At 72.8% G+C, this 13,218-nt stretch carries 12 protein-coding genes and 2 pseudogenes; 4 read left to right on the forward strand and 10 right to left on the reverse strand.

Annotated elements, in window-relative coordinates; genetic code table 11:
• Positions 1–37 precede the first annotated feature (37 nt).
• The 7 genes from Pflav_RS44365 to Pflav_RS39010 form a co-directional block, all read right to left on the reverse strand.
• The gene (locus Pflav_RS44365) at positions 38–685 is read right to left on the reverse strand and encodes an urease accessory protein UreH domain-containing protein (RefSeq protein WP_197938853.1); all 648 of its coding nucleotides are present in this window, start codon (positions 683–685) and stop codon (positions 38–40) included.
• Entirely contained in the window at positions 616–1,422 is an 807-nt protein-coding gene (locus Pflav_RS44370; RefSeq protein ID WP_197938854.1) for a hypothetical protein, read from the reverse strand. Before Pflav_RS44370 ends, Pflav_RS44365 begins: the two co-directional genes overlap by 70 nt.
• Positions 1,419–2,708: a tetratricopeptide repeat protein gene (locus Pflav_RS38995; RefSeq protein WP_173041587.1), complete on the reverse strand. Its 1,290-nt coding sequence runs from the start codon at positions 2,706–2,708 to the stop codon at positions 1,419–1,421. Before Pflav_RS38995 ends, Pflav_RS44370 begins: the two co-directional genes overlap by 4 nt.
• A gap of 59 nt (positions 2,709–2,767) precedes the next feature.
• Positions 2,768–2,998 carry an MYXO-CTERM sorting domain-containing protein gene (locus Pflav_RS46825; RefSeq protein WP_232072433.1) on the reverse strand — a complete coding sequence of 77 codons (231 nt, stop codon included), beginning with the start codon at positions 2,996–2,998 and terminating at the stop codon, positions 2,768–2,770.
• A complete protein-coding gene (locus Pflav_RS39000; RefSeq protein ID WP_232072435.1) occupies positions 2,995–4,410 on the reverse strand; it encodes a DUF4331 domain-containing protein in 1,416 nt (471 codons plus the stop codon). Before Pflav_RS39000 ends, Pflav_RS46825 begins: the two co-directional genes overlap by 4 nt.
• A gap of 140 nt (positions 4,411–4,550) precedes the next feature.
• Positions 4,551–5,378 (reverse strand): hypothetical protein, encoded by an 828-nt coding sequence (locus tag Pflav_RS39005; RefSeq protein ID WP_173041588.1) that lies wholly within the window; start codon positions 5,376–5,378, stop codon positions 4,551–4,553.
• Between the two features lie 14 nt (positions 5,379–5,392).
• Positions 5,393–5,995, reverse strand: a complete 603-nt coding sequence (locus tag Pflav_RS39010) for a hypothetical protein (RefSeq protein ID WP_173041589.1) — start codon at positions 5,993–5,995, stop codon at positions 5,393–5,395.
• Positions 5,996–6,175: 180 nt separating this feature from the next.
• On the opposite strand from Pflav_RS39010, the pseudogene Pflav_RS39015 reads away from it, so the two are divergent.
• From Pflav_RS39015 to Pflav_RS39030, 4 genes and pseudogenes are all read left to right on the forward strand, one after another.
• Positions 6,176–8,497, forward strand: a pseudogene (locus tag Pflav_RS39015) (sensor histidine kinase); the annotation flags it as partial.
• Positions 8,498–9,003: 506 nt separating this feature from the next.
• The gene (locus tag Pflav_RS39020; protein ID WP_173041591.1) at positions 9,004–9,426 is read left to right on the forward strand and encodes a roadblock/LC7 domain-containing protein; all 423 of its coding nucleotides are present in this window, start codon (positions 9,004–9,006) and stop codon (positions 9,424–9,426) included.
• Entirely contained in the window at positions 9,416–9,808 is a 393-nt protein-coding gene (locus Pflav_RS39025; protein ID WP_173041592.1) for a DUF742 domain-containing protein, read from the forward strand. The genes Pflav_RS39020 and Pflav_RS39025 overlap by 11 nt, the downstream gene beginning before the upstream one ends.
• Positions 9,789–10,384 (forward strand): annotated as a pseudogene (locus Pflav_RS39030) (GTP-binding protein). The gene Pflav_RS39025 and the pseudogene Pflav_RS39030 overlap by 20 nt, the downstream one beginning before the upstream one ends.
• Positions 10,385–10,438: 54 nt before the next feature.
• Here Pflav_RS39030 and Pflav_RS39035 read toward each other — a convergent pair.
• The 3 genes from Pflav_RS39035 to Pflav_RS42995 are packed head-to-tail and all read right to left on the reverse strand — an operon-like array spanning position 10,439 to position 13,166.
• On the reverse strand, positions 10,439–11,056 hold the full coding sequence (locus Pflav_RS39035; protein WP_173041593.1) for a LutC/YkgG family protein: 618 nt from the start codon (positions 11,054–11,056) through the stop codon (positions 10,439–10,441).
• The gene (locus tag Pflav_RS39040) at positions 11,053–12,468 is read right to left on the reverse strand and encodes a LutB/LldF family L-lactate oxidation iron-sulfur protein (RefSeq protein WP_173041594.1); all 1,416 of its coding nucleotides are present in this window, start codon (positions 12,466–12,468) and stop codon (positions 11,053–11,055) included. Before Pflav_RS39040 ends, Pflav_RS39035 begins: the two co-directional genes overlap by 4 nt.
• Positions 12,465–13,166: a (Fe-S)-binding protein gene (locus Pflav_RS42995; RefSeq protein WP_180201299.1), complete on the reverse strand. Its 702-nt coding sequence runs from the start codon at positions 13,164–13,166 to the stop codon at positions 12,465–12,467. The genes Pflav_RS39040 and Pflav_RS42995 overlap by 4 nt, the downstream gene beginning before the upstream one ends.
• Between the last annotated feature and the right edge of the window lie 52 nt (positions 13,167–13,218).

Here is a 13,218-nt window from a genome sequence, read left to right on the forward strand (position 1 = left end):
CGCTCCACGAACTCCCTGATCAACTCCCTCCCCGGGGTTAGAAGACGCCGGCCGCGGCGCGGGCGGCTACGCCGGCGCCGACCACCATTACCAGGGTGGCTGTTCCTGCCGGGGCTAGGCGGGAGATGCGGCGGGACAGGCTGGTGGGGAGTTTGGGCAGGCGGCCGAGGCGGCGCTGGGCGGACACCAGGGCCAGGCCGACGGCGGTGAGGGTGGCGGCCATGCCGACGCCGTACGCCAGCACGAGTACCACGCCGAACGCCGTCCGGCCCAGGCCGATCGCGGCGAGCAGTACCACGATCGCGGACGGGCTGGGCACGAGGCCGCCGGCGATACCGATGCCGGCCAGCCCGAGGCGGCCGTCGCCGCGGTGATGACGGTGGTGGTGCCCATGGTCGTGGTCGTGGTCGTGCCCGTGGGCGTGATCATGCGCGTGGTCGTGGGAGTGGGCGTGGTGGCTGCCCTTCCGGCGGCGGACGAACATGCCCACCCCCACCGCGATCACGATGGCGCCGCTCACGATCCCGAGGTAGCCGAGGATCCGGTCGCCGGCGAGGGTGCTCGACGTGGCCAGCAGCAGCCCGACCACGAGTACGCCGCCGGTGTGGGTCAGCGTCACAGTCGCGCCCACCGCGAGCGCGTCCCGGATCCGGCGCCGCTGCGCGGCCGCGTACGCGGCGAGCACCGTCTTGCCGTGCCCGGGCAGCGCCGCGTGACCGGCCCGAGCAGCAGCGCGAGCAGTACCGCGAGCAGCCCGACCGTCGGGGTGAGGCGGCCGCCGGCCAGCTCCTGGAATCGCCGCTCCACGCCGGCCGTGATCCCGGCCAGCAGGCCGTCACTCGGGCGGCTCAGCGCGGCACCCGCCGTACCGTCGCCGGGCGTCACCCGCAGTGTCGCCGAGCGCACATCCGGCGCGGAGGAGAGCGGGTCGGCCGGGTACACGCGCAGCTCGTCGCTGATGCTCTCGGCGGGCAGCGGCGACTCCACCCGCACGCCCTCGCCGCGGGCGGTCATCTCCCGCCAGCCGACCCGGTCCGTCGCGTACCGGTTCTCCACGGTCACCGTGGCGGTCTCCATCCGCACCGGGACGGACAGCGCGCAGGTGAGGCGGCTGGTCTTCAGGCCACCGCTGCCGTCGACGTGGGCGAACTCACCCGACCTGACGGTCCACTGTAGAGGCTTGCCGTCGACCGCCACCGAGAGAGCGAGGTCCGCACAGGTGGGCTCCGAGGTGGCCTGGAGCGTCGGGATCTCGGCGAAGTCGACGACCGCGGTCGCGTCGATCCGGTCCGGGTGCAGCGTCAGGCCGGTGTACTGGTTGACGGAGAAGTTGCCGAGCGGGTGCGCGCTCGCCGGCGCGGCCGGCATCAGCAGGAGCGCGAGCGGTGCGGCGGCGAGCGCCAGCAGCCAGCGGCGTTTCATCGGGTGACCTCCGGTCCCGCGAGCAGGGTCCGCGCCAGCGGCGCGTCGATGGGAGAGAAGAAGGGATTGAGGCGCAAGGCGGTGGCCAGGTCGGCCTTTGCCGCGCCGGTGCGGCCCAGACCCAGTTCGATCACGCCCAGGTGGTACGCGTACAGGGCGGACTTCGCACCGCTGCCGACGGCCTTGCGGGCGTACGGCAGAGCCTCGGCGTCCCGCCCGGCGTGGTGCAGTGCCCAGGCGAGGTTGTCCGCCACGTCGGCGTGCCCGCGGCGGGACCACTCGGCCCGTGCCTCGGTGAGCGCGGTGGCCGGGTCGCCCGAGGCCAGGGCGAGCGCGGTACCGGTCAGCCCGTCGATGCCACCCGCGCCGGTGAAGAGGCGGTGGCCGGCGACGGCGACCTCCAGCTGGGCGTCCGCTTCGGCGGTACGGCCGGCGGCCCGGAGCAGCTCGGCGTACTCCAGCACGTAGGAGGGTGTGGGTGCGCGGCGGGTGACGTCGGCGTACCCGGTCAGGGCCGCCTCGCGCCGTCCGGCGGCCCAGTCGGCCCGGGCCTTGCCCCGGCGCAGCGCCACGGACTCGGGGTCGGCGGCGAGGCCGGCGTCGTACTGGCGGGTGGCCTCGCCGAGGTCGCCGGCGTGCCAGGCGAGGTCGCCGAGCTGTACGCGGCAGAAGCCGATGTCGGCCGGGCTGACCGCCGAGTCGAGCGCCTGCCGCATCAGGCCGGTGGCCTCGGTGACCTGGCCGCGCAGCTCCAGGTCGTAGGAGGCGCGGGCGTACGCCGACAGGCCCGGCCGCAGGTCAAGCTGGCGCTGCACCGCGGCGGTCGCGGCGGCCACGTTGCCGAGCTGGGTCTCCGCGTCGGCGAGCACCGCGAACGCGTCCGCGTCGTACTCGTTGATCCTGGTGGCCTCGACGGCGAAGCGGCGGGCGGCGGCGAAGTCGTGGCGGGCGTTGGCCAGCGCACCCTGCGCGACAAGCGCCTCCCCGTTGCCGGTCGGGCGTACGGCGAGCGACCGGCGGACGGCCTCCTCGGCGCGGGGGTAGTTCGTGGGGTCGGCGCTGATCCGGCCGCGCTCGACGTACGCGACCGCGAGCGCCGCCCATGCACGCCAGTCGCCGGGTACGAGCTTGAGCCGTTCCTGCGCCCGGGCGATCGGGTCGACCGGGGCGGCGGCCGCGGCCGGGGCGGCTACCGGGGAGTCGCCGGTGGGGCCGAGGATGGCCGCCGCACCGGTCACCGCGACAGCGAGCGCTACCGCGCCGCCGAGTAGAGCTGTCCGTCGCATGTGGAGCCTCCAAGGGGAAGCGGGCGCGCCGCACCGCGGCGGCGCGCCCGGTACGAGGGTCAGAACCGCTGGGTGCGCTGGTCCGCGAGGCGGACCCGGCGGCGCCACAGCCAGGCGAGGACCAGCAGGCCGAGGCCCGCGGTCGCCGCGACCCCCACGGCCGCCGCCGCGATGGTGTTGGGCATGTCCCCGTCGGAGTTGCTGGCGAACCCGGCCGGAGTCAGGTCCGGACCGTCCGAAGAGGACCCGTTGGCGGCGGCCGGCCGCACGCCGTCGCCACCTGTGTTCACGCCGACACCGTTGGGCAGCGCGACGTAGGGGAACGTGCCCCGAACTGCTGGTCGTTGGCGTCGACCTTGTCACCGGCCGCGAGCGCGTCCACGATCTTGCCGGTCTGTGCCGCGCCCTCCAGGGCCTGCACCTCGATGTCGACGACGTCGTCGGTCAGCCGCCGGCCGTTCGGGAAGCCCTGAAGGTCGCCGGCGAGCACGCCGAGCCGGTTGGGCTCCGCGGTGACGGGCACCGTCAGGTTGAGCCGCAGCTGCTCGGAGGGGACGAACCGCTTCGGGTTCACGTCCTTGTTGTTGAGCTGCGAGTTGAGGTCCGCCTTGATCGGTCCACCGGCCTTGGTGGTGATACCGGTCAGGAAGATCTCGACCAGGTCGTTGCGGGGTGTGGCCGGCGCAGGGATGCCGTAGATCTTCTCGATCAGCTGCGGCACCTCGGGGTTGGTCACCCGCTTGACGATGGTGGGGTTCTTGGCGTCCTGGTCGGGCCGGGAGGCGTTGAACGCGTCCTTCAGCCCGGCCGGTACGACGACCTCGTTGACCAGCGGGTTGCCGAGGCGGGAGACCTGCACGCGGTCACCCGACGAGCCGCCACCGGTGATCCGGACGCGCGGCCGGTCGGTGGTGGTCCAGATGCCGATGTTGGGGTTGCGCTTCGCGTCGCCGTTCAGCGCCACGTCCTTGAACGGCACCTGAAGCACGATCGTGTTGACGTTGTAGCCGGCGAGGGTGTCCTGGCCGGTCTCGCTCAGGTCACCGCCGTAGAGCAGGTCGAAGACCCGCAGGTCCAGGAAGAACGGGTCGTCCGCCTGGCCGGCGTAGACCTTCCAGCCGCCGGGCAGCTGGATCGCCGCCTGGTCGCGCAGCTTGCCGTAGTCCGGCATGGACGCCGGGCCGACGCGGGACGGGGCCACCGGCCCGTTCGACACCCGGGTCTTGAACGGCTTGCCGTCGAACGACGACTCCAGCGTGTACGTCTGGCGGACCAGCAGGTTCTCGTCGTCCAGCGACTCCACCGGCCCGTTGTTGTACAGGAACGTACCGGTGCCGCGCTTGTCGGTGGTCTTGAACTTCCACCGGAACACCGCGTCCGGCCGCGCGTCGCCGTCGTTGTCGACGTTGATGTTGTACGTGGCGTCCGTCGCGAACGGGTAGAAGTTCGGCCCGCCGTTGGGCTCTTCGAACGGGATCCAGTTCGCCACGAACGTGACGTAGTCCGGCCGGTCGGGGCTGACGAACGCGTACAGGTCGGTGTTGTCGACGGCCGGGTCGGCCGCGATCAGCGGTGCCTCACGGTGGCTGGAGGCGACGGCGCCGCTCGGCCCGAGGCCGTAGAGCCCTGCGCCGCCGAGCACGGCCATCGCCGCGAGTGCGGCGGCGCCGCGCCGCGTGGAGATTCGGGTACGTATGGACATCGGGGTTCCTTCCGCCCGGTGCGTGGTGATGCCAGGCGTTCGGAACCCCGATGCTCGATGGACTGGCCCCTGTCAGATAGCTCGCATCGAGCAATCCGCAAAGGCGCGGGCCACGAATGGAGTTGTTTAGGGCTGGGTCTTCAGAGGCCCAGCAGGCGGTCGAGGAAGTCGCGGTGGCGGCGGACGGCCGCGCGTAGGTCCTCGGTGTCCTCGCCGGACCGGCCGCCGAGCGCCTCCTTCTGCCGGTTCAGCTCAGCGGTGAGGGCGCCGACTGCTTCGTCGACGAGCTGGGTCGCCTCGCGGGCCGCACTCGCCGGGTCGTCGACGAAGCGGAACTGGACCTCGCGCCACCGCTCCCGGTAGCCCTGGACGGTCTCCGCGCCCCACAGCCCGGTGATCGGCTCCTCGACCGCCGGCGCGACTGCGGCCTCGGCCGGGGCGTCCACGGCCGGCGCGGCTTCGGGAAGGCGGTCGCTGTGGATGCTGACGTGCTGCTCGTCGGGCGCGGCGGTCGTCTCCGTCCGGTTCGCGGCGTCGGCATAGACCCGCTCTTCTGCCGCGCGGTCCGCGTCCAGGTCGGTCCGTTCGGCGTCGAGGCCTTCGCGGCGGTCGCGGTCCGCGTCCCGGTCGGTTTTCGAGGGGGTACCGGATGCGTGGTCGTCGACGGCGCCCTGCGGCTCGGTGTCGGTGCGGTCGCGGACCTGCTGGTAAGGGCCGGCTTCGGCCGCGGCGGCGACCGCACCACCGACGGTGGGCGCGGACAGCCCGGTCCGCTGCGGACCCGGCTCGGCGTACTCCGTCTCGCTGGGGGTCACCGCGGTCAGGTCGTCCGGGTCGTTCCGTTCGCCGGCGAGCACCGGGTCTTCGAACGTGCCACGCTCATCGAGCGTGTCTCCCGGTACCCGGTCGGTGACGTCCTCAGCCGCGCCCCGGTCCCGGTCGGCGTCATAGGTCTGCCGGTTCGCCATGGTGTGCCCCTCCCTCACCGGTTCGTCTCGTGGTGCGAAGCGGTGGGCAGGGACTCGGCGTCGTACCGGCGCGCGGTGGGCACCGGCTCCCGGCCGAGCAGCTCGGTGACCATCTCGCGGTAGTGCACGAGCGCCTCGCGCAGCTGCTCGGTGTCGCTCTCGCCGCGCGCGACCGCCTCACGGACCTCGTGGGCCTGGCGGTAGTGGTCCAGCGAGTGAGAGTGCTCGACGGACAGGTACGCGGCCTGCGCCTCGAAGTCGCCCTCGGGGTAGCCGCGTTCGGTCGCCATACGGCCGACCAGGTCTTCGGCGGCGTTCACGGCGTCGACCGGCGACTCGACGAAACGGATCTGGATCTCCTCCCACTCCCCGGCGTAGCGGGCGCGGGACTCGGGGCTGAGCGGCCTGCGGTCAAGTTCGGCGTGCCGGCGCTGGCGCTCGCGCAGCTCGCGCTCGGCGGTCGCCCGACCGGCGCGCCCGGCGACGAGGCGGTCGTACTCAGGGCCGAACTGGTGGCGCAGGGACCACCGGCGGTACAACATCCAGCCGACACCCGCGGCGACGAGCACCACGAGCACGACGATGATGGTGGTGACAACGGTCTGTGTGGCTGACATGCGGTAGTAGTTCCCGCTCAACCATGATCGGCAATCCCCGCGCGGGCAAAAACTGCGCGTAATTAGTTAGATCGGTTCCAGAGAAGTCACCCTTCGCGGGTGAGAAGGGCGTCTTGATACCCGCGGCGGCAATGTATCCTGCCGAAGGCGCCGTACCGTACCCCCGACGGGCGAGGTCTCATGAATACTGGCAACTGGTCGATCCGCGCGAAGATTATCGCCCTGGTCACCGTGCCTCTCGCCGCCCTTTTGGCGCTCTGGATATTCGCCACGACGCTGACCCTCGGCCCGGCGTTAAACCTGCTCTCGGCCAAGACGCTCCTCGACGAGGTGGGCCGTCCGGGCGAAACCCTGGTGGCCGAGCTACAGCGCGAGCGGCGACTCTCCCTCGTGTACCTCGCGGGCAAGCGCGACCTGCCGGCGATGGGCGAGCAGCGCAACCGCACCGACGCCGCGATCGCCGAGTTCCGCCGCCGGGCCGGCAGCCCCGACCTGCGCGACACCGGTGAGGGCCGGCTCGGCACCTACCTCGACCAGCTCTTCACCTCGCTCGAGCTACTGCCCACCGGGCGCGGCTTCATCGACCGCCGGGAGATGGACCAGGCCGGCGCGCTGGGGCTGTACAGCGGGGTGGTCGACGGCGCGTTCCGGGTCTTCGAGATCATCGCGGACGTCGACGACGACGACCTCAACCGTGAGGCGCGGGCGATCACCGGGCTGGGCCGGGCCCGCGAGGTGCTCGGACAGTCCGACGCGCTGCTGGCCGGCGCGTTCGCGGCCGAGCGGTTCTCCAGCGGTGAGCACGCCCAGCTGGTCCAGATCATCGGCGCCCACCGTTACCTCTTCGCACAAGCCCTGCCCGCCCTGCCGGACGCCGAGCGGGTCGCCTACCAGCGGATGACCGAGGGCGAGGCGTTCACCCAGCTCCGCGTGCTCGAAGACCGCGTGATCGCCCAGGGGCGGGACGGCGTCGAGCCACCGATCACCACGGCCGCGTGGCAGAGCGCGTATGAGCCGGCCGTCCTCCAGCTGCGCGAGTTCGAGCTCTCCAGCTCGGACGCGCTCGCCGACCGGGCCACGCCGGTGGCCATCGGGGTGCTGCTCCGCCTCGCGCTCGCCGGCCTGCTCGGCCTCGCCGCGATCGCGCTGTCGCTGCTGATCTCGCTGCGGGTGGGCCGGTCGCTGATCAGGCGACTTGGTGGCCTCCAGGAGAGCGCGATGGACCTGGCCGACCGGCGGCTGCCCGGCGTGGTCGCCCGGCTGCGGCGTGGCGAGGAGGTCGACGTCGCCGCCGAGGCGCCCCCTCTGGAGTACGGCAGCGACGAGATCGGCCAGCTCGGGCGGGCGTTCACCGAGGCGCAGCGCACGGCCGTCCAGGCCGCGGTCGACGAGGCCACGCTCCGGCAGGGCTTCAACGACGTGTTCCTCAACATCGCCCGGCGCAGCCAGGCGCTGCTGCACCGCCAGCTCTCGCTCCTGGACTCGATGGAGCGGCGCAGCACCGACCCGGACGAGCTGGAAAACCTCTTCCGCGTCGACCACCTCGCCACGCGTATGCGTCGGCACGCCGAAGACCTGGTGATTCTCGCCGGCGCGGCACCCGGTCGGGGCTGGCGCAACCCGATCGGCGTGATGGACGTGATCCGCGGCGCGGTGTCCGAAGTAGAGGACTACTCGCGGGTCTCGATCACCAAGGTCGAGCCCGCCGACATCGCCGGTCGCGCGGTCGGCGACATGATCCACCTGCTCGCCGAGCTGATCGAGAACGCGACGTCGTACTCACCGCCGGAGACCAAGGTCCAGGTGACCGGCGCGTTGGTGCCCAACGGGTACGCGATCGAGATCGAGGACCGCGGGCTCGGCATGCCGCCGGAGGCGGTCGGCGAGGCCAACCGCAAGCTCAGCCGCCCGCCGGACTTCGACCCGGCCAACAGCGCCCAGCTCGGCCTATTCGTGGTGGCCCAGCTCGGTGCCCGCCACGCGGTGAAGATCCAGCTGCGCAACTCGCCGTACGGTGGCATCACCGCGATCGTGCTCGTGCCGCCGGACCTCGTTTCCCCACCACCCGAGCCGGCCGCGCTCCCGGCCGGGCCGTCCACCGGCGAGACTCCCCGTATGCGGCGCGCCCGCGCGCTGGCCGCCGTCGACTCGGCGCCACGCCGCCCGCTGGAGGCGGTGGCCCGCCCGGTACTTGTGCCCGCGCCCGCCATCGAGGCGGAGGAGCCCACCGACGCGTCACTCAGCGTGGGGCCGGACGGGCTGCCCAAGCGGGTGCGCCAGGCGAGCCTGGCGCCCCAGCTCCGCGGGGAGCCGGCCGGTCCGCTCACGCTCGACCGCGCCGAGTCCGAGCTGCCGCCCCGCTCCGCCGAGCAGGCGCGGTCCAGGATGGCCGCGCTCCAGGCGGGCACCGCACGCGGCCGCCGCGACGCCGACACGATCCCGCCCACCACGCGCAAGCCCGGTGCGGTCCCGCTGGCCCGGCGTGATCCGGACAGCATGCCGTTCGCCGGTCGCGGTCCGGGCTCCCCGGCCGCGCAGGACGAGACGCAGTTCCTGCCGCTCGCGATGCGACCGACGCGAGACGCGGAGCCCGACGCCCAGCCTGACGCCGGCGCCGGTAACGGCGGTGCCGTGCCACTGGCCCGCCGGGGTGGCGAAGACGGTCCGCTCCCGCCCGCCCGCGGCACCGCGGCGGTGCCGCCCGGCGCGATCGTGACCCCGCCCGACGCGGGCACCGCCGAGACGCTCAGCGTGATCGACGGGTTACCCCAGCGCAAGCGCGGGGCCGAGGCGCCCTTCAAGCGGATCGGCGGGGAGGGTCCAGTGCGCAGGTCCACCGCTGGCGGGCTGCCCCGCCGGACGGCCGGCGACGACCCGCCACCCGTGGACGCCAACGGCCATGGCAAGCCAGCCGGCGACACCAGTGGGCCGGCGGGTGAGGCGAGCGACAATCGCGGTAGCGCCGAGCGCGACAAGACCCCGCCCGCCGCGGCGGAAGGAGCCGAGTAGTGGTGTCGACGACCAGCCCAGCCGCCAGACTCAACTGGCTGCTCGACGACCTCATCGAGCGGGTGCCCTCCGCGCACCACGCCGTCGTGCTCTCCGCCGACGGGCTGCTCATGGGCTCGTCCCACGGCCTGACTCGAGAAGACGCCGAGCACCTCTCCGCCATGGCCGCGGGCTTCCAGAGCCTGGCCAAGGGGGCGAGCCGCCACTTCGAGACCGGGCCGGTCCGGCAGACGGTGGTCGAGATGGAGGGGGCGTACCTCTTCGTCACCGCCGCCGGCCGAGGTGCCTGCCTGGCGCTGCTCGCCGGCATCGACTCGGACATTGGCTTGATCGCATACGAGATGGCGATGCTGGTCACGCGCGTGGGGCAAAATATGACCACACCTAGTCGCCACCCGACGGTGCCCTCCGATGCGGGGTGAGGCCTCCGGGCCGCAGCACGACTGGCTCGACGACGACGCCGGGCCAGTAGTCCGTCCGTACACGGTGACTGGCGGCCGGGTGCGCCCGGTCACCGGCGGGTTCGACCTGATGGCGTTCGTACTCGCCGCGCCCGGCGCGGCGAGCTCGCCGGACGCCGCACACCTACAGCCTGAGCACCGCGCGATCCTCACGATGGCCGAGGACCCGGTCTCGGTCGCCGAGCTGGCCGCCGGGCTCAACCAGGTCGTCGGAGTCGTCCGGGTGCTGCTCGGCGACCTCCTGGCGGCCGGCCTGGTCGCGATGCACGAGCCGTCGACAGCGGCCCACTTCCCCGAAGACGACGTCCTCCAGGCGGTGGTGAATGGACTCCGGGCACTCTGATCTCGACTCCGATCGGCGGGTCCCGCTCGCGTTGAAGATCCTTGTCGCGGGCGGGTTCGGCGCCGGTAAGTCCACTTTGGTGGGCGCGGTGAGCGAGATCCGGCCCTTGCACACCGAGGAGGTGCTCACCCACGCCGGCGTCGGCACCGACGACCTGGTCGGCGTGGAGGGCAAGCGCACCACCACGGTGGCGATGGACTTCGGGCGGATCACCATCAACGAGGACCTCCAGGTGTACCTCTTCGGCACACCGGGCAGGACCGGTTCTGGTTCCTCTGGGACGAGCTGGCGCACGGCGCGCTCGGCGCGGTGGTACTCGCCGACACCCGCCGGCTGGCCGACAGCTTCCCCTCGGTCGACTACTTCGAGCGCCACGGCATCCCGTTCGTCGTGGGGGTCAACTGCTTCGAGGGCGCCCGCCGCTACACCTCGGACGCGGTGCGGCAGGCGCTCGACCTCGACCCGGACGTGCCCGTGGTGCTCTGCGACGTACGCCAGCGGCACTCCGGCAAGCTGGTGCTGATCGCGCTCGTCGAGCACGTGGCCGGCTACCACGGGCACCCAGTGCCGGCCTGATCCCCGGCCCTGGACCTCTGCGCCGAGCAGCTCCGCCTGCGCGGCGAGGTGACGTCAGCCCACCACGACGACGACGTCGAGCCGCCGCGGTCCGTGCACACCCTCGACCCGGTTTAGCTCGATGTCGCTCGTCGCCGAGGGCCCGGAGATCAGCGTGAGCGGCTGGGTGGGGTCGGCCAGCCGGGCCAGCGCCTCCGGCACCCCGCCGGCGACCTGTCCGCTGTGGACGACGCAGACGTGGTGGTCGGGCACGAGCGAGAGCGCCCGCCGCCCCTGGTCCGGCCCGGCGTCGAGGATCAGCGTCCCGGTCCGCGCGACCGCGACGGCACAACCGGTCAATACGGCCACGCCGGGCGCGTCGAGGTCGGCCACCGCGAGCTGCTGCGGCTCACCGTCCCGCAGGACCCGTCCTTGGTACCCGGAGAGCCATCCCTCGGGCGCTCCGCTCGGCGCCACCACCGTCGAAGCGCCGCTCAGCAGCTCGGCGACCGTCCCGGCCAGCTCGTCGGGGTTACACCGCCGCACGGTCGCCTTGTAGTCGAGCAGCCGGTCCACGAGCAGCGCCACGAGGTCCTCGGCGCCGTCGACGGCCAGGTACTCCCTCGGTACGGCCACGGGCACGGCTGGCCGCGCCGCCCGTACCCGCCGCAACACCTCGTCCCGCGCGCTCATGCCTGCCCCCGTTCCGTGGCCCACCACTCGCGGAAGGTCTGTTTCGCCGGGAGCGGAGCGTCCCGGGTGGAGGTCCACCTGGAGAGGGGCCAGGGCAGGTGGCGCACCGTGCCGCGGCGGCCGGCCACCCAGCGGACCGGGGCGGCGCCGCGGCGGGCGGCCCGGAGCGCGGCCGTGTACCGGCGGCGGTCTCGCATCGCCCAGGACAGCGCGCGCATCGCGGCCCGCTCGGCCACCGGGTGCGGGCCGGTCTGTCGCAGGTGGACGAGCACCTCGGGGATGTTGATCTGCACCGGACAGGCGTCGTAGCAGGCGCCGCAGAGCGTGGAGGCGTACGGCAGCGTGCGGTTGGCGCCCTCGCCGCTCATCTGTGGCGACAGGATCGCGCCGATCGGTCCAGGGTAGACAGAGCCGTACGCGTGGCCGCCGACCCGCTCGTACACCGGGCAGACGTTGAGGCACGCGGAGCAGCGGATGCACCGCAGCGCCTGCCGCCCTACATCGTCGGCGAGGGTCTCAGTGCGGCCGTTGTCGACGAGGACGATGTGGACGGTCTGCGGGCCGTCGCCGGGTGTGACGCCGGTCCACAGTGACGTGTACGGGTTCATCCGCTCGCCCGTCGACGAGCGGGGCAGCAGCTGGAGGAAGACCTCAAGGTCGCGGAACGTGGGCAGGATCTTCTCGATGCCGACCACCGAGATGAGCGTCTCGGGGAGGGTGAGGCACATCCGGCCGTTTCCCTCGGACTCGACCACGACGAGCGCGCCGGACTCGGCGACCGCGAAGTTGGCTCCCGAGATCCCGACCCGCGCGGAGAGGAACTTCGCCCGCAGGTGCCGCCGGGCGGCCTCGGCGAGTGCGGGCGGGTCGTCGGTGAGGGCGGAGAGGCCGTTGCGGGTGAAGATCTCGCGGATCTGGGAGCGGTTGTAGTGGATCGCCGGCACCAGGATGTGCGAGGGCGTGTCGTCGGCGAGCTGGACGATCAGCTCGGCCAGGTCCGTCTCCACCGCGTCGATGCCGGCCGCCTCGAGCGCCTCGTTGAGGCCGATCTCCTGGGTGGCCATCGACTTCACCTTGACCACCTCGGTGGCGCCGGTGTCGCGGACGAGCTGGGTGACCACCGCGCAGGCCTCGGCCGCGTCGCGGGCCCAGTGCACGGTGGCGCCGGCCGCGGTGGCCGTCGCCTCGAACTCTTCAAGCAGCTCGGGCAGGCGGCTGAGCACGTCGTCCTTGATGGCGGCGCCGGACTGGCGCAGCGCCTCCCAGTCAGGCACCTCGCCGACGACCCGCAGCCGCTTGTCGCGGATCGTGTGGGTGGCCTTGCGCAGGTTGGCGCGCAACTGCGCGTCGCCCAGCTCCTCGCGGGCCGCGGCGGGAAACGGCCGCCGCGCGACGATGTTGCCGCCGCTCATGAGGTCGCCGCCAGGATCTCGGCGTAGTGGATCGCCTTGGCCGGGCCGCTGGTGCGGGAGAGGCCGCCGCCGATGTGGGCGAGGCAGGAGTTGTCGACCGCGGCCACGTACTCGGCGCCGGTGTCCACGATGGACCGGCACTTGTCGGCGAGCATGGCCCCGGAGACACCCGCGTTCTTGACGGAGAACGTGCCGCCGAAGCCACAGCACTCCTCCGCGCCGGGCAGGTCGAGCAGCTCCAGGTCGCGGACCGACTCCAGCAGCCGCCGTGGCCGGTCGCCCAGGTGCAGCAGCCGCAGGCCGTGGCAGGTCGGGTGGTACGTCACCCGGTGCGGGAACGTCGCGCCGACGTCGGTCACGCCGAGCACGTCGACGAGCAGCTCGGAGAGCTCGTACGTGCGGGCGACCACCTCAGTCGCGTCCGGCACCAGCTTCGGGTACCAGTCGCGGACCATCGCCACGCAGGAGCCGGAGGGGCCGACCACCGCGTCGTACCCGTCGAAGGTCTTGACGAAGTTGGCCACCAGCGGCAGCGCCTCCTCGCGGTAGCCGCTGTTGGCGTGCATCTGGCCGCAGCAGCCCTGCTCGACCGGAAACTCCACGGTGTGGCCGAGCCGCTCCAGCACCTGGACGACCGCGCGGCCGGTACCCGGGAAGACAAGGTCGTTGACGCACGTCACGAAGAGCGCGACTTTCATGTGGTCCCCGAAGGTCGGGCCTGTCGAAGTAGGGGAGATGTCGCTCCCGGGC

The sequence above is a fragment of the Phytohabitans flavus genome (assembly GCF_011764545.1).
Taxonomy (GTDB): domain Bacteria; phylum Actinomycetota; class Actinomycetes; order Mycobacteriales; family Micromonosporaceae; genus Phytohabitans; species Phytohabitans flavus.